Source organism: Chryseobacterium sp. SG20098 (assembly GCF_031844745.1).
GTDB lineage: Bacteria > Bacteroidota > Bacteroidia > Flavobacteriales > Weeksellaceae > Chryseobacterium > Chryseobacterium cucumeris.
In genome coordinates this window covers 468,308-485,938 of record NZ_CP134622.1, presented here as the reverse complement: position 1 = coordinate 485,938, position 17,631 = coordinate 468,308, and the positions used below count along the sequence as shown (strand labels likewise).

Annotated in this window: 18 protein-coding genes; 11 read left to right on the top strand and 7 right to left on the bottom strand. The window is 36.3% G+C overall.

Annotation, left to right across the window (positions count from 1 at the left end):
- Positions 1–32: 32 nt before the first annotated feature.
- On the top strand, positions 33–1,235 hold the full coding sequence (locus tag RHP76_RS02190; protein WP_311228317.1) for an IS256 family transposase: 1,203 nt from the start codon (positions 33–35) through the stop codon (positions 1,233–1,235).
- 53 nt (positions 1,236–1,288) lie between these two features.
- On the opposite strand, the gene RHP76_RS02185 is transcribed toward RHP76_RS02190, so the two are convergent.
- The gene (locus RHP76_RS02185; protein WP_062670066.1) at positions 1,289–2,350 is read right to left on the bottom strand and encodes a 3-oxoacyl-ACP synthase III family protein; all 1,062 of its coding nucleotides are present in this window, start codon (positions 2,348–2,350) and stop codon (positions 1,289–1,291) included.
- A gap of 194 nt (positions 2,351–2,544) precedes the next feature.
- Positions 2,545–3,099 (bottom strand): ribosome recycling factor, encoded by a 555-nt coding sequence (gene frr / locus RHP76_RS02180; RefSeq protein WP_034694343.1) that lies wholly within the window; start codon positions 3,097–3,099, stop codon positions 2,545–2,547.
- Between the two features lie 485 nt (positions 3,100–3,584).
- Between frr and RHP76_RS02175 the strand changes: the two genes are divergently transcribed.
- Entirely contained in the window at positions 3,585–3,755 is a 171-nt protein-coding gene (locus RHP76_RS02175; protein WP_311229363.1) for a YodC family protein, read from the top strand.
- Positions 3,756–3,772: 17 nt separating this feature from the next.
- On the opposite strand, the gene RHP76_RS02170 is transcribed toward RHP76_RS02175, so the two are convergent.
- Positions 3,773–4,513, bottom strand: coding sequence for a hypothetical protein (locus tag RHP76_RS02170; RefSeq protein ID WP_311229362.1), 741 nt, complete (start codon positions 4,511–4,513; stop codon positions 3,773–3,775).
- A 693-nt stretch (positions 4,514–5,206) separates the two neighbouring features.
- On the opposite strand from RHP76_RS02170, the gene RHP76_RS02165 reads away from it, so the two are divergent.
- Positions 5,207–6,562 carry a lipase family protein gene (locus RHP76_RS02165; RefSeq protein ID WP_311229361.1) on the top strand — a complete coding sequence of 452 codons (1,356 nt, stop codon included), beginning with the start codon at positions 5,207–5,209 and terminating at the stop codon, positions 6,560–6,562.
- A gap of 82 nt (positions 6,563–6,644) precedes the next feature.
- Here RHP76_RS02165 and pyrH read toward each other — a convergent pair whose 3' ends face one another.
- Positions 6,645–7,352: a UMP kinase gene (gene pyrH, locus RHP76_RS02160; protein ID WP_062670071.1), complete on the bottom strand. Its 708-nt coding sequence runs from the start codon at positions 7,350–7,352 to the stop codon at positions 6,645–6,647.
- Positions 7,353–7,520: 168 nt separating this feature from the next.
- Here pyrH and porQ point away from each other — a divergent pair, with 168 nt between their 5' ends.
- The 5 genes from porQ (at position 7,521) to RHP76_RS02135 (ending at position 10,611) form a co-directional block, all read left to right on the top strand.
- Positions 7,521–8,513: a type IX secretion system protein PorQ gene (gene porQ / locus RHP76_RS02155; RefSeq protein WP_062670073.1), complete on the top strand. Its 993-nt coding sequence runs from the start codon at positions 7,521–7,523 to the stop codon at positions 8,511–8,513.
- Between the two features lie 84 nt (positions 8,514–8,597).
- On the top strand, positions 8,598–9,272 hold the full coding sequence (gene cmk / locus RHP76_RS02150) for a (d)CMP kinase (RefSeq protein WP_120230942.1): 675 nt from the start codon (positions 8,598–8,600) through the stop codon (positions 9,270–9,272).
- Positions 9,273–9,367: 95 nt separating this feature from the next.
- Positions 9,368–9,718 (top strand): YtxH domain-containing protein, encoded by a 351-nt coding sequence (locus RHP76_RS02145; protein WP_047431084.1) that lies wholly within the window; start codon positions 9,368–9,370, stop codon positions 9,716–9,718.
- A gap of 80 nt (positions 9,719–9,798) precedes the next feature.
- Positions 9,799–10,107: a phage holin family protein gene (locus RHP76_RS02140; protein ID WP_034694332.1), complete on the top strand. Its 309-nt coding sequence runs from the start codon at positions 9,799–9,801 to the stop codon at positions 10,105–10,107.
- A 3-nt stretch (positions 10,108–10,110) separates the two neighbouring features.
- Positions 10,111–10,611, top strand: a complete 501-nt coding sequence (locus RHP76_RS02135) for a hypothetical protein (protein ID WP_062670076.1) — start codon at positions 10,111–10,113, stop codon at positions 10,609–10,611.
- An 80-nt stretch (positions 10,612–10,691) separates the two neighbouring features.
- Here RHP76_RS02135 and RHP76_RS02130 read toward each other — a convergent pair whose 3' ends face one another.
- Entirely contained in the window at positions 10,692–11,417 is a 726-nt protein-coding gene (locus tag RHP76_RS02130; RefSeq protein ID WP_062670077.1) for a TrmH family RNA methyltransferase, read from the bottom strand.
- On the opposite strand from RHP76_RS02130, the gene RHP76_RS02125 reads away from it, so the two are divergent.
- On the top strand, positions 11,403–14,012 hold the full coding sequence (locus RHP76_RS02125; RefSeq protein ID WP_062670078.1) for a translocation and assembly module lipoprotein TamL: 2,610 nt from the start codon (positions 11,403–11,405) through the stop codon (positions 14,010–14,012). The genes RHP76_RS02130 and RHP76_RS02125 overlap by 15 nt on opposite strands.
- On the opposite strand, the gene RHP76_RS02120 is transcribed toward RHP76_RS02125, so the two are convergent.
- The gene (locus RHP76_RS02120) at positions 14,009–14,566 is read right to left on the bottom strand and encodes a SanA/YdcF family protein (RefSeq protein ID WP_373427997.1); all 558 of its coding nucleotides are present in this window, start codon (positions 14,564–14,566) and stop codon (positions 14,009–14,011) included. The genes RHP76_RS02125 and RHP76_RS02120 overlap by 4 nt on opposite strands.
- Before the next feature lie 56 nt (positions 14,567–14,622).
- Positions 14,623–15,747, bottom strand: a complete 1,125-nt coding sequence (locus RHP76_RS02115; RefSeq protein ID WP_120230940.1) for a ferredoxin--NADP reductase — start codon at positions 15,745–15,747, stop codon at positions 14,623–14,625.
- Positions 15,748–15,780: 33 nt separating this feature from the next.
- On the opposite strand from RHP76_RS02115, the gene RHP76_RS02110 reads away from it, so the two are divergent.
- Positions 15,781–16,341 (top strand): TlpA family protein disulfide reductase, encoded by a 561-nt coding sequence (locus RHP76_RS02110; RefSeq protein WP_311229360.1) that lies wholly within the window; start codon positions 15,781–15,783, stop codon positions 16,339–16,341.
- Positions 16,342–16,364: 23 nt separating this feature from the next.
- Positions 16,365–17,336, top strand: coding sequence for a FecCD family ABC transporter permease (locus tag RHP76_RS02105; RefSeq protein ID WP_062670084.1), 972 nt, complete (start codon positions 16,365–16,367; stop codon positions 17,334–17,336).
- Positions 17,337–17,631 lie beyond the last annotated feature (295 nt).

Genomic DNA, 17,631 nt, shown 5'->3' with positions numbered 1-17,631 from the left:
ATAACTTTTTATTAATTTTAACCTATATAGTTATGATCGACAAAGAAGAATTATTAAACAACAAGGATTTCTATAAGTCCTTTAAAAATGGAGAAGATTTAACCTTTTTCTTCAAACAGATGCACAAACGTGCCGTTGAACATATGCTGGAAGCAGAACTTGATGCTCATCTGGACAATGAAAAACATGAAAAAACCAAAGAAGGGAACTATCGCAATGGACATGGAACCAAGAAAATAAAATCCTCTTTTGGAGAGAGTGAAATCAAAGTTCCCAGAGACAGGGCAAGCAGTTTTGAACCTGCATTAGTTCCAAAAAGGCATAACATCATCGAAGGTTTGGAGAATATTATTATCTCCTTCTACGCCAAAGGGATGAGTGTGAGCGATATCGAAGAGCAGGTTAAAGAACTATACGATTTTGAAATATCTTCCTCTGCCATTTCCAGGATTACCAATGCCGTTGCCACCGAAGTGGTGAGCTGGCAAAACCGCCCCTTAGAAGATTTGTATTTAATTGTCTGGATGGATGGGATCGTATTCAAGGTTCGTGAAAACTCCAAGGTCATTAACAAAACCATCTATTTGGCAGTAGGATTAAATCGTGAAGGGAAAAAAGAAGTTCTTGGAATGTGGCTCGGTAAGAATGAAAGTTCGAGCTTCTGGATGGGTGTTTTAACGGATCTCAAAGCTCGCGGCGTGGAAGATATCCTCATTACGGCAACAGATAATCTGAACGGATTTACTGGGACTATTCGCTCAGTTTTCCCACAATCTCAAACCCAAATCTGTGTCGTTCATCAGATCAGAAATGCCTGCAAATATGTGGTTTGGAAGGATAGAAAAGAATTTTCTGCAGATATGAAACATATTTACACCGCCCCAACAAAACAAGCGGCTGAAGCAGCTCTCAATGATTTTGCAGGAAAATGGGAAAGCAAATATTCTTATGCTATCGCCTCCTGGCGGAATAATTGGGATGAGCTTACTGTATTTTTTGAATTTCCTTTAGAGATCCGTAAGATCATTTATACCACAAATTTAATTGAAAATCTCAACGGAAAAATAAGAAAATACACCAAAAATAAAATGTCTTTCCCTACTGATGAGGCCGTAATGAAATCAGTGTATCTGGCATTAAAAGAAGCCACTAAGAAATGGACAATGCCTATCCAAAATTGGGGCATTGTTCTCAACCAATTTATGCTTATTTTTGAAGAAAGGCTCAGATTATAAAATCCAAGCCATAACTTTTTAACTTACACACTTTATGGGAGAGTGTCTTATTTTTAAAACTGATACACAAAAGCATTGATATTCATCCCTGCTCCTACTGAAGCAAATAACACAATATCATTTTTTTTGATTTTATGATGTTCCAGTTCATCCTGCAAAATCATCGTCAGCAAAGAAGGAATCGTAGCCACACTGCTGTTACCTAATTTATGAATAACCATAGGCATGATATTTTCCGGAACCGGTTTTCCATACAGCTGATAAAACCTGTTAACGATGGCTTCATCCATTTTTTCATTCGCCTGATGAATGATAATTTTATTGAGCTGATCAATAGAATATCCACTGTTGTCCAGACATTTTTTCATCGCATCCGGAACATTCACGAGAGCAAATTCATATATTTTACGACCATCCATCTTAATGTATCGGGTATCCGGGCATCTTTCGTTGTTGTAAGATTTTCCAAAATACAGATAGTCTTTTTCTTCAAGGGTATAAGAAGCTGACAAATGGGATTTGATCCCGGCATCATCATCCTGATTTACTTCCAGAACCGCTGCTCCTGCTCCATCCGCATAGATCATACTGTCTCTGTCGTGGATATCTACCACACGGGAAAGTGTTTCTGCTCCAATAACCAGGCATCGCTTCGCTATACCGGATTTGATAAACGCGTGAGCCTGAATTACCCCTTCAATCCATCCCGGACATCCAAAAAGAACATCATAGGCCACACAGAAATTATTTCTGATTCCCAATACATGCTTCACCCTTGCAGCAAGACTTGGCACCGTATCAGACTGAACCGTTCCGAAGCGAACATCCCCAAAATTATGGGCAAATATAATATAGTCCAATGTTTCAGGATCGATTCCTGCATTTTCTATGGCTGCACGCGCCGCAATGACACCCAGATCTGAAGTGACCTGTGTACTGTGTGCATATCTCCTTTCTTCAATACCTGTAATCTTTTTAAGCTTATCCGTAATGGAAGCGTTATTCTCCTTTAATAAAATCCCTTCTTCATTAAGAAAAATATGTTTATCAAAAAATAAATTGGTTATTGTTTCCGATGGGATATAATTTCCTACCCCGATTATTTTTGTCATCATTATAGTATCTGTTTCCTGTTTTTTAATTGAACGTCAGGAATAATTCATTAAATATAATGAATGAACGGAAATACTTCACAATATAGTATGGAATAAGAATGCATTGCATTATAAAAAGTTAAATAAAACAGCAAAAAAACAAAAAAAAGAGATCTCCTATAGGAAATCTCTTTATTATTTTTCAAAACTGAAAATTATACTTTCATAATTTCAGCTTCTTTTGTCTTAAGATGCTCATCGCAAAGTTTAACGTATTTATCAGTATAAGCCTGGATTTCTTCTTCCACGCCTTTTACTACATCTTCAGAAACTCCTTCCAGCTTTTTAAGTTCTTTCAAACCGTCCTGTCTTGCATTTCTTACCGTTACTTTAGTGTTCTCAGTTTCCACTTTAGCCTGTTTTGCAAGCTCTTTTCTTCTTTCCTCTGTTAAAGGCGGAACATTAAGGATAATGTTTTCTCCGTTGTTAGAAGGTGCAAAACCTAAGTTGGAATTGATGATTGCTTTTTCAATCGCATTGATTGCCGTTCTGTCCCAAGGTTGAATAGAGATTGTCATTGCATCCGGAACAGAAACATTCGCAACCTGGTTGATAGGAGTCATTGCTCCGTAGTATTCTACCATTACATCCTGAACCATTGTCGTAGAAGCACGTCCTGCTCTAATTCTTTGAAATGCGTGATCCAGGTGCTTTACAGCTGCATCCATGTCTTGTTTTACAGATTCTAATATAAGATCTAATTCTTCCATTATTATAGTATAGTTTGATAAATTACACATCTATTAATCCATCTGAATATCAATCAATTAAACTAAAAACGCTGTCAAAATCAGTGTTTTCTTACTATTTTAAATTCCTTTTTGCTATTCAGTGCTGCAAAAATAATGATTATTTCCATATTCTGGTAAGACTGCATTCTGTATTTTGTGAAAACGTTGATATTTTTAAATAGGACACTGTGCAAAATTGTTTTATTGCCAGTCGTTATTTGTTGCTTGTTTTGCTTTGGCGGATTTAAGTTGAGCAATTAGTGAGGTTGTTTTTTTATAAGTTTTTTCTTTTGTATCCTGCTAAGCATAATCATCTATTATAAATTCTCTTCAATCAATTCCAAAACCTTTTCTTCGCACTTAAAGGAAAAGAAATCAAACTTATCGAATGATGCTACGGTTTCCCGTAATTACTTTATTAGTAATTGTTTTAGGTTTGTTTTTGAATTAAAAATACAATCACAATGGAAAAGAGATTTATACCAGGAGATGTGGTAAAGTTAAAATCGGGAGGTCCCCAAATGACTGTTAAATACTATAACAATAGAGGGGAAATCACAGTTAGTTGGTTTGTAGAATCTGAACTAAAAGAAGCATCACTTTCCGATGGGCAACTTGAAAAAGTTGTTAAATAAAATGAAAAGCCCCCAAATTAAGGGGCTGTTTTACTTTTATTGCTATTATTTTCAAAAATTACTTTGTAATATTTAAGATTATCTTCTAACATATATTTCCAGGGCTCTTCTTGATTAGAAAATATTTGACACGTATATATTACAAACCTTAATATTATTGTCGCATTTCCTAAATAAAACATTAATTTAGGAATACTTACATTCAATAATGTAGACTTTTTCTTAATTGATTCATATTTATTGTATTTAGCAATATCTCTACTATGTTCACTAACTGACATCTCAAAATCGTTTCTAAATTCGAATAATTCCAGATCAATTTGATTATTTTCATTTAGAAGTTTTTCAAATTCACCATCATCAAGTCCCCCTTCATTAATTTTTTTAGCTATTTCTTCTTTTCGTGAAGCTTTTGATTTAAATTTTTCATTAACCGCTTTAACTAGTAAATCTGAATCTTTTAGTAGAGTTAATAATTCAGTTGAATATTCCTCATGTTGATCTAAACTGGAATGAAGTAAGAATTGTTGATAATAGTAAATATTAACAAGCAATAAAACAAATGTTATTATTACTACATTAACAGAAAATGATACGCCTTCAATCTCAATTCCCGTAATGACAATAAAATTTAGAGATAATAAAATGATGAAAGCCGAAGAAATAACTGTTTTGTTTCCGAAACTTATTGATTGCTCGCTTAAAAAGGAAATTGCTTTTCTTAAATCTAAATCTTTTAATTTTTGAGTGTATCCCATCTAATTAGCTTTTCCACAAATATAACAAAAAGCCCTCTCAAAGAGAAGGCTGGTAACTAGTTAATTTTAGTAAAAAATATACAATCTTTAGTAATTTTGGGCCTTAATTTATAAAGCCATGATTCACCTTTTACCAACTCCATGAAATCCTCACTATTAATTGCGAATTTTTCATTAATTTCTTCATAAGAAATTCCCATACACTCATTTTGATTGATTACTTTTAAAATGTAATCAAAAACTATCTGCTTCATTTTGTTCCTTGAGCATTAGAGCTCTCTATCTCTAATATAATAATTATAAATTAAATATCAAACTATTACACGATATTTTTACAGTTTCTTTTTCCAGAGCATGTATTTATTTATTAATCTGCGCTTACATATTAGTCTATGTGCTTGATACTTGTTTTCTTCATTATATTGTGTACTTAGTTCTCTTTCAAACAAGAAACTTGTTTTTTACCTAAAAATCCAACTGCAAGCAAAAAACTTCAGGTACAAATACCTACCGAATATTTTGGTTATTTCTACTTAGTGTGATATTATTTTTAATTACGTCCTTTACTCTATTCTTTTAAACGAAACGTCGGCAGGTATTTCAAACGGAAAACTTGCCGTAACAAATGGAAAGTCTTGGAGAAGACATTTTGCAGAAATGAACAATTATAAACTAATTTAAACCAATCACATCATGACAAATCCATCTTTAGATGCCTATCAACAAGTTTTTGGTATGGCAGGTCTTGCCAACCGTGCCGGAGGCTACAACGGTCTTGGTATCCAACTGCAGCAACAGCTTCAGTATGATTTATCTTATTATTTTAACAATGTTCCTCCGGTTAAAATAATGGATCAGAAAACACCTTCCATAGCTAATCCTTCAGCCGTATCGGAATTAGGAAACTGGGATCTGGTCTGGGGACCTGCCCTGATCGAAGAAAAAAATGAAAAAGGAGTTCCTACCGGAGTTGCAGATAATGCATTATATGTCGTTAAATCTGATGCTGTCGCATTTCCGGGAGGTCCTACGTTGCCTACCTACGTTGTGGCTATTGCTGCCACTAATCCTTCCTCTCTTTACGATTGGGAAACAGAAGATTTCTCAGTAGCAGAAGTAGTAAACTGGACCACTTACAATCCTTCCAATTTCGCTCCATCAGCCTTTAACGGCATTGACCCTTATATTTCAAAAGGAACGGCTACCGGAGTCGGTATACTTCTGGGACTTATAAGTCCGGGTGATGCAGCCGCACCCAATACCACGCTTCAACAGTTTCTTGCCAGCTTAAGTCCGGATCCGGATACTGCCATCATATTCTGTGGACATAGCCTTGCCGGAGCCTTATCTCCTACCCTGGCCCTTTACCTGAAAGAGAATAAAGATCTGGATGCTTTTGGGGTAACACTTGTATATCCTACTGCCGGACCAACGCCGGGTGAGGCTGCATTTGCCAACCTGTTCAACAGTAAATTCCCGCCATTACCTCCGGGATGGCAGCAGCAGACAGGTACTTATCAAAGCTGGAACACCATGCACTGGAATGATCTGGACGTTGTTCCTCATGCATGGCCGGTATCGGAACTGGGAAAAATAGCAACTATTTATGGTCAGGCTCCTACCTATATGACGGCAGCCTTATTAAACGCTTTACAAAAGATGGCGATTGCTGATTCTTCAAATTCAGGAGCCAGTTATACAAGAATACAGAACCAATCGCTCCCAGGTCAACTCCAACACTCAAGCGCCTCCTCGGTGAGCATCAAGACACCTCCTGAGTCTTTGCAAGACTACATGCTTCAGTTATCAGTACAGCATGTGGGGATGTATAATGGTATTCCTGCGGAAGGGTCTAATCCACAGGTAGAAGGACTTATTTTATCACAGCCATTACCAAAACCCGATCTGAAGCTGGTACCGGGAGTAACTGCTGTCACGGAATTAGAGATGATTCTAAAAATAATCGATCAGATCATCGGATGGATTTCTTCCCGTTATGTTTTGGTTGAAAAGGAAAATGCCAAACAGAATGTTGAAGCAGACAAATAAATACTTAAAACAATCATTAATAAAAAACACCTGTCACAATTACTGTAACAGGTGTTTTTATATTTTTTAGAGCTTATATTGATTATAAATTAACCAAAGTACCTACATTTTCTCCGTCTACGATTTTTTCTAAATTTCCATCTTTGTTCATATCGAATACAATGATTGGCAATTTATTCTCGTGGCTCAAAGTAAAAGCAGTCATATCCATTACTTTAAGGTTTTTCTCAAATACTTCATCAAAAGATAATGAATTGTATTTTACAGCATTTGCATTCTTTTCAGGATCGCTGTCATAGATTCCGTCTACTCTTGTTCCTTTTAAGATTACATCAGCCCCGATTTCGATCGCTCTTAAGGTAGCCGCTGTATCTGTTGTAAAATAAGGATTTCCTGTTCCAGCTCCGAAGATCACTACTCTTCCTTTCTCAAGGTGTCTTACTGCTCTTCTTTTGATGAAAGGTTCAGCTACTTTATCCATTTCGATAGCCGACTGAAGTCTTGTTTTGATTCCTGCATCTTCTAATGCGCCCTGTAAAGCCATACCATTGATAACAGTAGCAAGCATTCCCATATAATCTCCCTGCACTCTGTCCATACCTTTTGCAGCTCCTGCTACCCCACGGAAGATATTTCCTCCTCCAATCACGATCGCTACTTCACAGCCTTTTTCAACTACCTTTTTGATCTCAGATGCATATTCCTGCAGTCTTTCGTTGTCAATACCGTATTGTCTGTTTCCCATTAAGGCCTCACCGCTCAGTTTCAGAAGGATTCTTTTATATTTCATCTTTTATTTTTAAGTAACTTTTTATTAGTACGGGTTTCCCCGGAATTTGATTTTGCAAATATAATCATTAATGATATTGATAAAAGAAAAATATTTAAATAGAAATAATGTAAGAAATATTTTGAAAAGTACGAAAAAGGATTATTTTTGCATTAATTATAAATTGAGTTGAAGAAAATTATCATTTTTTCATTATTTCTATCAGGAATTGTTTCTTATGCGCAAACGGGAACAAATGTCTATCCGTTCTTAAATGTACCTGTATCTGCAAGACAGGCTGCTCTGGGCGGAGATGCAATTTCGGTAAGAGATTATGATGTTTCCTTTGCTATTGCAAACCCTGCCCTGTTAAATAAAGATTCTGACAAACAGCTTTCTGTAAACGCAACGGCTTACCTTGCCGACTCGAAATACGGAACGATTGCTTATGCCAAAGACTTTGAGAATGGCCATATGGCTACCATCAATGCAAGGTATATGAGCTATGGAAGTATTCCGAGGACAGATGAAAGCGGTTTTGAAAACGGAGAATTTAAAGCTTCAGATGTAGCGATTGGCGCAGGCTATGCCTACCAGTTTGAGGAAGACTGGACGATTGGTGGAGGGCTTAATTTCATTACCTCAAAAATTGACAACTATACTTCTTCCGCCATCTCAGGAACAGCGGGAATTACCTATCATAATAAAAAGAATAAAGAAGTACTATCACTTGTGATGAGAAATTTTGGTTTCCAGCTGAAATCCTTTAACGGAACAAGAGAGAATCTTCCGTTCAGGGTTGATCTGGGATATACCAAAATCATCAAGAATTTTCCTCTTGCCATCACCATTACCGCACATGATCTTCAGAAGTTTGATATTTCTTCAGAAGAAAACCTGGACGGGCAAAAAGTGGGTGCCGGCAGAAAGATCGCAGACCACTTTTCTTTGGGAGCAGAATTGTTTCCGGAAAAGAATTTCAATATCAGACTGGGATATAATGTAAAAAGAGGAAATGAACTGGCTGTTGCAGATCAAAGAAACTTCTCGGGACTTTCTGCTGGATTTGGAGTTAAAGTTTCCAGATTCCGTATTGATTATGCCCACGTGAGATATCACAACTCTTCGAACGTCAATCAGATAGGAATTTCCATGGACCTTTCCAGCCACAGAGGAGAATAATCTTCCTGGCCGGAAATTTCTTAATTATTCTGAAATTTTCTTACTTCTTCTTGATTTTCTAAAAAAAATCTTGAAATTTGCAGTATGAAAAAACCTGTAATTGCTATCGATGGGTACTCGTCTACCGGAAAAAGTTCTATCTCAAAAATCATTGCTGATCAACTGGGACTTATTCATATGGATACAGGAGCACTTTACAGAGGAGTTACCTGGTATGCTTTGCAGCATTGTCTGAACGAAAACGGTGAGATTGATCTGAATACGCTGTTCTCTTCTTTTGACCAGATTAAACTTGAATTTAAAAACAGCGACGGCACGCTTATTCTTTTCCTGAATGACACAGATATCTCTACGGAAATCCGTACCAATATCGTATCTGATAATGTGAGCCTTGTTGCCAAGCAAAAAGAGGTGAGAGATTTCCTCCTGCAGTCACAGCGCACTTTGGCAGAAAAAGGTGGCGTTATTATGGACGGACGTGACATCGGGACAGTAGTTCTGCCAAATGCAGACTATAAATTCTTTCTTACTGCCAGTATTGATGAAAGAACCAACAGAAGGTTTCTGGAACTGAAAGGACTGGGTATAGAAGCAGATAAAGAACAGGTAAAACAAAACCTGATAGAACGTGACAAGATCGATAGTGAGCGTGAAATAGCCCCATTGAAGCAGGCTGACGATGCTATTGTTATTGATAATTCGACACTCACCAAAGAAGAAACCATACAGCTTATTTTATCTCACATCAAAAAGATTTAACAATTTTTAATAGGCTTCAGGCCTCCTTTGGTATACAAATTGTAAGTTTTATTACTGTAAAAACTAATCTATTATTAATTATTAAAAAACTTAAAATGTCTAGAAAAGGAAATAATACAGCAGGTATATTGGCAGGACTTCTTGCAGGTGCTGCGGCAGGTGTAATCTTAGGAATGTTATACGCACCGGAAGAAGGTAAAGAAACCAGAAAAAAAATTAAAACGAAGGCAAATGATCTTAAAGATCAGGCAAAGAACAAATACGGTGAGGTTTCTGAAAAGGTGAAAGACCAGTACAGCAATATTTCTTCTACTTTCAAGGAAACAGCTAACAGCGTAGCACATACAGTGAAAGACGGATATGACAAATACAAAGATCAGATTGTTTCTAAAACTGCAGATTTGGCAAAAGATGTAGAAGCGGAACTGAATGATCTGAAAAAATAAGTAATTTATCTTTTTTAAGTAAATTACAGAAAGGAACTTTTGTGCGAAAGTTCCTTTTTTTGTAACTTTAAAAAAAAACAATGATAGAAACTATTAAAGAATACGCCTCCAAGAGAATAGATCTTCTGAAAATTGAAGCGACTGAAAAGTCGTCACTTTCTGCCGGGCTCATTACTTACTTTGTAGTACTGCTTGTTGCTTTTGCTTTTTTTATTATCCTTTTCAACTTTGGAATCGCTTTCCTTATCGGAAAAGCACTGGATAATTATTCCTATGGATTCTTAATTGTGGCTGCATTTTATGCGCTGGTAATGGCGTTTGTAGTTGCCTTCAAAACTAAAATTGTGAATACTGTTGCAGATCAGGTTATTAAATTTTTAAATCATTAAACTATGGGCAGAAAATACGAGAGCATAGAAGAATTAAGAAGAAAGAAAAAACTGCTTCAGGGTGAAATAAGTGATCTGGAAAATCTTCTTACCTTCAAAAATACAAAAGAAAGCTTAAGTGCATTTACCAATGGTTTAAGTGATCAGTATCTTCAGGAAAAGATTGATGAAGACGGTGATGAAAAAGTAGTTTTAAGAAAAGATGTCATTGCCAAACAGCTTACTTCAGAAGTAAAAGATCTTCTAATCAGCAAAAATACAGCTGTAGGTATTGCGAGCTCTGCTTTCAAAGGAGGAAATCTTACAGACGGGCTTGTAAAACTAGGGGTTACTGCTATCGTAGGGAACTATGCCAAAAAGAATATGAAAAGTTCCAACTGGAAGAAAAAACTGATTGGTGCAGCATTGATTTACCTTGCTCCTATTGCTCTGAAATATGTCAGAAAAAAGATGGAGGTTTATCAGAAAAATAAAAGTGTTTCAAGTATGGAGCAATTGATATAAAAATCAGATATCAGAAACCAGGCGCCGGATATTATTCAGTAATATTTTACAATAATTTTTAACCTCTGGTTTCTGATTTTCTATTTTGAAAATAACTGTCCTAAAATAATCCCGGCAGCCATTGACACATTGAGGCTTTCTGTAGACTGGGATTTTCCAAATCTAGGAATACTGATGCTTTTTTGTACCAGTTTTTCCGTCTCCGGTCTCATTCCGTTTCCTTCATTTCCTAAAATAAGGTTTAGCTTTTCGGGTTTCTGGAAAGTATAGATATTCTCTCCTTCCATATCTGTTCCGATATTTACATTCTCTGTTTTGGAAAGATATTCCACCAGATCAGTATACACCACATTCACTCTGGTAAAAGATCCCATGGTTGCCTGAATGACTTTCGGATTGTACACATCTACGGTATCTTCACTACAGATGATCTGTTCAATACCAAACCAGTCTGCAAGACGTATAATGGTTCCCAGGTTTCCGGGATCCTGTATTCCATCCAAAACCAATTGTATATTCTTATCTTCCCATTTTTCTTCCTCGGCAAGATAACATACCGCCACGGAATCTTTTGGAGTTTTAAGAAAACTTATTTTTTTTAATTCATTTTCAGAGATATGGGTAACAGGGATATCACTACGGTCCAATTTTTGTGGATCGGTTGACAATATTTCTTTAACTTTAAAGTTAGAATTAGAAAGTTCACAAATGATTTTATTACCTTCAACCAAAAACAAATTGTATTTTTGTCTGAACTTCTTTTTATCTAAAGATTGTAAAACTTTTATTGTATGAGCTGTAAGCATTATAAGAATTCTCCTCAAAAATATTATAAAATTATCTCATTTGCAACATTTGTTGGTCTCCTTTATGCTTGTAGTACGACAAAAAAAGTTCCTGAGGGCGAATATCTGCTTACCAAGAACAGTTTAGAGTTCGAGGATAAGAAAGTATTTTTCGATGAGGAACTTAAAGATTATATTCAGCAGAAGCCCAATAAAAAGCAGTTTCTTTTCATGCCATTAAGTCTCCTTCTGTACAATATGGCGGATCCGAAATACGACACCATACTTAATGAATATATGACCTATCCCGGTGAGATGAGAAATCAGAAGCTGAGAGATTCTTTATTCCTTAAATATAATATGAAAAGCAGTGTCGGAAAAAGTCTTCTTTTCGACCGTTTACTGCACAACTGGGGAACACCGCCGGTTATTCTTGATCAGACAAGAAGTGAAAAAAGTGCTGAATCTATCAAGAAAAGACTTACCTACAGGGGATATTGGGATGCTGATGTCAATTTTAAACATACACTGGATTCCGCTTCCAAAAAAGCATCGGTTAATTATTCCATCAAACATAATGATCCTACACGTATCAAGGATTACTTCTATAATATTCCGGATCAGGGGATCAAAGGGTATTACAACTATAATCTGAACAGAAGTCTTGTAAGATCCGGACAGATCCTTGACCAGACCGTTCTGGAAAGAGAGGTGACCAGAATTACGGATCTGATGAGAGAGTTTGGTTTCTACAGGTTCAATGCTTCCAATGATGAAGTTTATTTCGTTGCAGATTCCCTTAAAAGCAGAAAACAGGTTCCTTTAACCCTGGAAATTCATAAAGATTCCCTGGATACCCCTTATAAAATAGCCACTTTTGGAAATATTGATGTTGCCATTGTGGATGAACCCGGTGATTATCCTAAAAACACCAAAAAAGATAGCTTAAGGAGAATAAGATTCCATACGATGAATGATAAATATAAACTTTCATCGGTGTGGAGAGCTATTATTCCGGACAGTAAAAAGGTTTTTGACCAAACGAAACTGGACGTAACCAAGAGAAATCTTTTATCGATGAATAACTTTAGCATCGTTAAAGCAAGAGACTCTCTGAGACAAGGCGGAATGACCTCTCCAAACGACAGTATTGTTGATGTTTTATATGTACTGAAACCACTTCCGAAATACGAACTTAAAGTGGGAACAGATATTAACTATTCTCAGGTTTTAAACCTGGGGATCTCTCCTTCTGTGGACCTTACCACCCGAAATGTTTTTAGAGGAGCGGAAAACCTTTCTACCAGTCTTTCAGGAACATTTGGTTCTATCAGAAGTACAAAAGATATCAGTAAAAGAGTTGCAGCCTACGAAATATCGGCTCAGGCATCCCTGAACTTCCCAAGACTGCTGCTTCCTTTTAATTATTATAAATTCATTCCAAAACGATACACGCCTACATCATCTATTTTGCTGGGGGCATCCATACAGAACAACATCGGTTTGGGAAGGTTGATTTTCAATACGGGACTGAACTATCAGGCAAGTGTTAATGATCAGGTGTATCACAAGCTTACTTTATTCAATACTCAGGTCAGTCTGACAAAAAATAAAGATGCGTACTATGACTACTTTGTGAATGACGGAAGGGTAAAAGATGAAGTATTCGGAAATTATTTTATGTTTAACCCGGAAACTGCGCAGACCGGACAAGATTATAAAGATGGAAAACTCAGTGTAGATGAAGTTTCCAAAATGATTATTGAGAACGATGCTTACCGTGGAAGCCTTAATCAGCAGGGAAGAGATCTTTTAACAGCCTTTACCGGAACATTGGTGAACAAAGACAGACAAACTCAGGATGTCCTTATTTCTTCCATGATCTACAATTTTGTCTATAGTGAAATTGGAAAGAAAGAATATCCAAATGCCTTTTATTTTAACGGAAAAGTGGAGCTTGCGGGAAATATATTAAGTATATTCAATAAAAAAGATAACGGCGGAGGTATTGTTACCGGCCCCCAAGGAACTATTTTCGGACTGCCTTACGCACAGTTTGTAAAATTTGATATTGATACAAGAAAATATTTTAAGTTTAACGGAAACCAGACATTGGTACTGCGCCAGTTTATCGGAGTTGGAATACCTTATGGAAACTCTCAGGATATGCCCATCATCAAGTCTTATTTCAACGGAGGTTCCAACGATATCAGAGCCTGGGTAGCCTTTGGAGGATTAGGTCCTGCAGATTCTCAGGTGGATGAAAGAGTTCGTACCTATATGACAGACAATCTAAAACTTACCACTAATATTGAATATCGAATTCCTTTCAATAAAACTTATGAAGGCGCTTTATTTACCGATATCGGAAATACATGGAGTCTTCGTAACTATAACGATGGATATGGAGATGAATTTAAGTTCGGTAAGTTCTGGAAACAGGTGGGTATCGGAAGTGGATTCGGATTAAGATTAAATATTGCCTACGTAACAGCGAGAATTGACCTTGCGTATAAGATCTATGACCCGAATAAACCTGAAGGCGACCGATGGAGATTCAAATTCATCCAACCTTTCAAACCAACAGTTAATATCGCGTTCGGATATCCTTTCTAATCTGGAGAAACGCCTAAAATAAAATAGACTACAGCAATCACACGGGCGAGGATTTCCCTCGTCTGGTTTCTGTAGAAACTCTCGGGTTTTGTGACATCCTGCGCATCAAATCCCAAAGCATTCATATCATTATTTCTTGCAAAAAACAATGCTCTCAGGTTGTGATATCCCTGAGATACAATGATGACATTCTTCTTCTTATAAACATCCTTACAACGAAGAATACTTTTATAGGTATTAAAACCTTTAGGATCTTCCACAATAATATCTTCAGGCACACCTTCCTGATTGATCAGATAGTTTTTCATTGCTCCCGGTTCGTTATAACCTTTGCTTTTTTCCCCGCTTACTATAATTTTCTTGATTTTCCCATGATGGTAAAGAAGGGCTGTGGCATCCATTCTTTTGGTGAAATAAGGATTGGATTTTCCGGATCTCATTTTTGGAGATGTTCCCAGAACCAAAGCAATTTCACGAGGTGGAATTTTTGAGATTTTGGTATAAGTTCTCCCATTGGTAAGCCCGAAAACCCACACATTACAGAAGCATATCATCAGAACTCCCAATTCCAGTGATATAAACCCAAGGTTAAATATGTTCCTAATAACTCTCAACTAAGATCAAAGTTAAGCTTTATTTTTTTACTTTTCACAATAGACATACAGGCTAAAATATGTCCCTGCTCTTCCTCTTTTTCGGTAAGATACTCATTTTCTAATAGTTCCACTTCTCCTTCATCTAAAGAACATTCACAACTTCCGCAGATTCCGGATTTGCAGGAATAAGGGACAGGAAACTTTTTCATCAGAAGCTGCTGAAGGATTTTATCCTTGTTATCAGGAAGCTGGGTCGTATATTTTTTCCCTAGCATGGTAAATTCGACCTCAATATTTTCAATCAGAGGAAATTCTTTTTCTACAGGATAAATATCATCATTAAATTCTTCAAAAAGTTCAAAATGAATATTCTTTTTCGGAATTCCGTGATGATAACATGCATTGGCCAATGTCTTGATCATTTCTCCTTTTCCGCATATCAATACTTCATCCACGGCATCCCAAATGGTGGATTCTTCATCTGTATCATCCAAATGAAGGATCTGATTGATGATCAAATGTAACTTCTTCTCATCCAGTCTGCCATAGAAAAACTGATCTGCTGTTTTCTCCTGAGAAAAGAAATAAAATATCTGAAGCCTGTCACCATATGTTCTGGCAAGGTTGTCCAACTGTTCGCGATAGACTAAATCTTCTGAACTTTTATTTCCAAAAAATAAAAACAACCGCGTTCTGGGTTCATTGTGAAGAATATTTTTGAAATGACTTAAAATAGGGGTAATTCCAATGCCTGCTGCAAAAGCAACAATAGTTCTGAATTCACTGGGTTTGGATACAATGGTAAATCTCCCGGAAGGTTCACTTACCCAAAGTTCATCACCAGCATTATAATTTTGAAATAACTGCGAAGTAGCTCCTTCAGAGGAATTCACCTTTATCCCCAGACATATTTTCTCTTCATAAGGAGCTGAAGTCATTGAATAATCATTAATAACTTCTTTCCCATGTGATTGAAATCTTATACTGACGAACTGCCCGGCTTCAAACCTGAAATTTTCTTTTAAATTCTCAGGAATATCAAACTCCAGAGAAAAAGTATTTTTGGTCAGCTCTTCCTTTTTCGCTATTTTTAACGGATGAAACTGTATCAGTTTCCCCTTATAGATTTGTTGTTCCATAACTTCAATTCAAAAATAGATAAAAAATAATTTATGAAGAAGATAATTTTATCCACGTTACTTCTTACTGCACTGTACAGCTGTAAAAAAGAAGGTCAGAAAACTGAAGACACAGCTGGCGCAGACCCTGTTTCTGTATCTCAAACTACAGAACCTGAAGGAAGTACAGCTATCCCCCAAGAACTTTCCCCTGACAATGTAAGCCAGCATTTGGCAAAAAATAATGATACTTTATATGTAACCAATTTTTTTGCAACCTGGTGCGGCCCATGTATCAGAGAAATTCCAAGTTTTAAAAGTAAAATGGAGGAATTGAAAGGCAAACCTGTAAAATTCACTTTCGTGAACCTTGATGATAAGGCAGATTGGGCTGGTGCTGTTAAAAATTTTGCTGCAGAAAATAAATTGGGAGGCAGCATTATCCTACTGGATGGACAAAAATTAGATCCAAACTTCTTTCACAACAACTTCAAACAATGGGACGGAGGTTCTATTCCCTTTACTTTCATGAGAAAAGGTGATAAAACCGACGAATATCTGGGAATGATGACGGAAGATGTTTTGAATTCTAAAATCGATTCTTTCCTAAAATAAATAGACTGAACTCTTTCTGAATCATGTCAAAAAGATTTAAAATCCTGTGTTTATTATTCGTGATTGCCATTATTGCAAGCGCAATTATTAATCTGAACACAGGATTTTTAAGTTTAAGCTTCCAGGACTTCTTTCAGGATTCTGCGCACAGCCAGATTGCTGAAATCCGTATCAACCGTGTCCTAGTAATGATGCTGGCTGGGATTTCTATTCCTACTTCTGGTTTCCTGATGCAGGAATATTTTCAAAATCCACTGGCAGGACCTGATATATTGGGGATAACATCAGTCGCCAGTTTATCAGTTGCTTTTTATATTTTCTTTTCCCATACTATTTCCCTTCCTGAATTTTTACAGAATAGTTTTCTCAGTTTATCAGCTATTGTAGGAAGCTTACTGTTGATGTTGGTACTCCTCTCTATGTCCAATAGATTTCAGGACAAATCATATCTTATTATTTTCGGGTTTTTGGTATCTGCTTTTGCCGGAGCTATTGTTTCTCTGCTTCAGTTTTATGCAGAAAATCAGAGTCTTAAAAACTATATTTTATGGTCTTTCGGAGCGAATAATATGGTAACGAGGAATCAGATCTATGTACTTTCCGTTCTGGTTTTAATCGGAATGTTGATCTGCTTCAGAGCGATAAAACCACTCATTGGAAATTCTCTGGGTAATTCCTATGCACAAAGTTTAGGGGTCAATCTGAAACAGCTGAAACTCTTAATCATAGTAGCATCTTCTCTCCTATCTGCTTCTGTTACTGCATTTTTAGGACCTATTCTGTTTATTGGAATCATTGTGCCACACTTTTGCAGACTTGTTTATAATCCATCCAGATTATGGCAGCAATGGATTCTTAATATGTTTCTGGGAATGCTGATTATGTTATTTTTCTCTGTCATTGCCGAAAAAACACAGATTCCTTTGAATGTAATAAGCTCTGTATTCGGGATTCCTGTGATTCTGATGATGCTGTTGAAACAGAATAAAGTGTGATCGTGATATACACAAACCGGACAACCAGTTTCAAAATTAATACGGGGTCAGGAAAATAACCCATAGAATTTGAGAATAATTTTATAACTTACTTCAGTGGATAAAAAAGGAAATCAATCATACTGTGTCATTCCGAAGGAATCTAAATTACTTTGTCGAGATGCTTTCAACATGATTTATTAAGTAAAACTTATATAGTTATAAACGAAACAATGAAAATTGAAAAAACACAAAAACAACTAATTTCTGCACACATCATTTTGTTTGTAGTAAATTTTGTATTTCTGGAGTATTC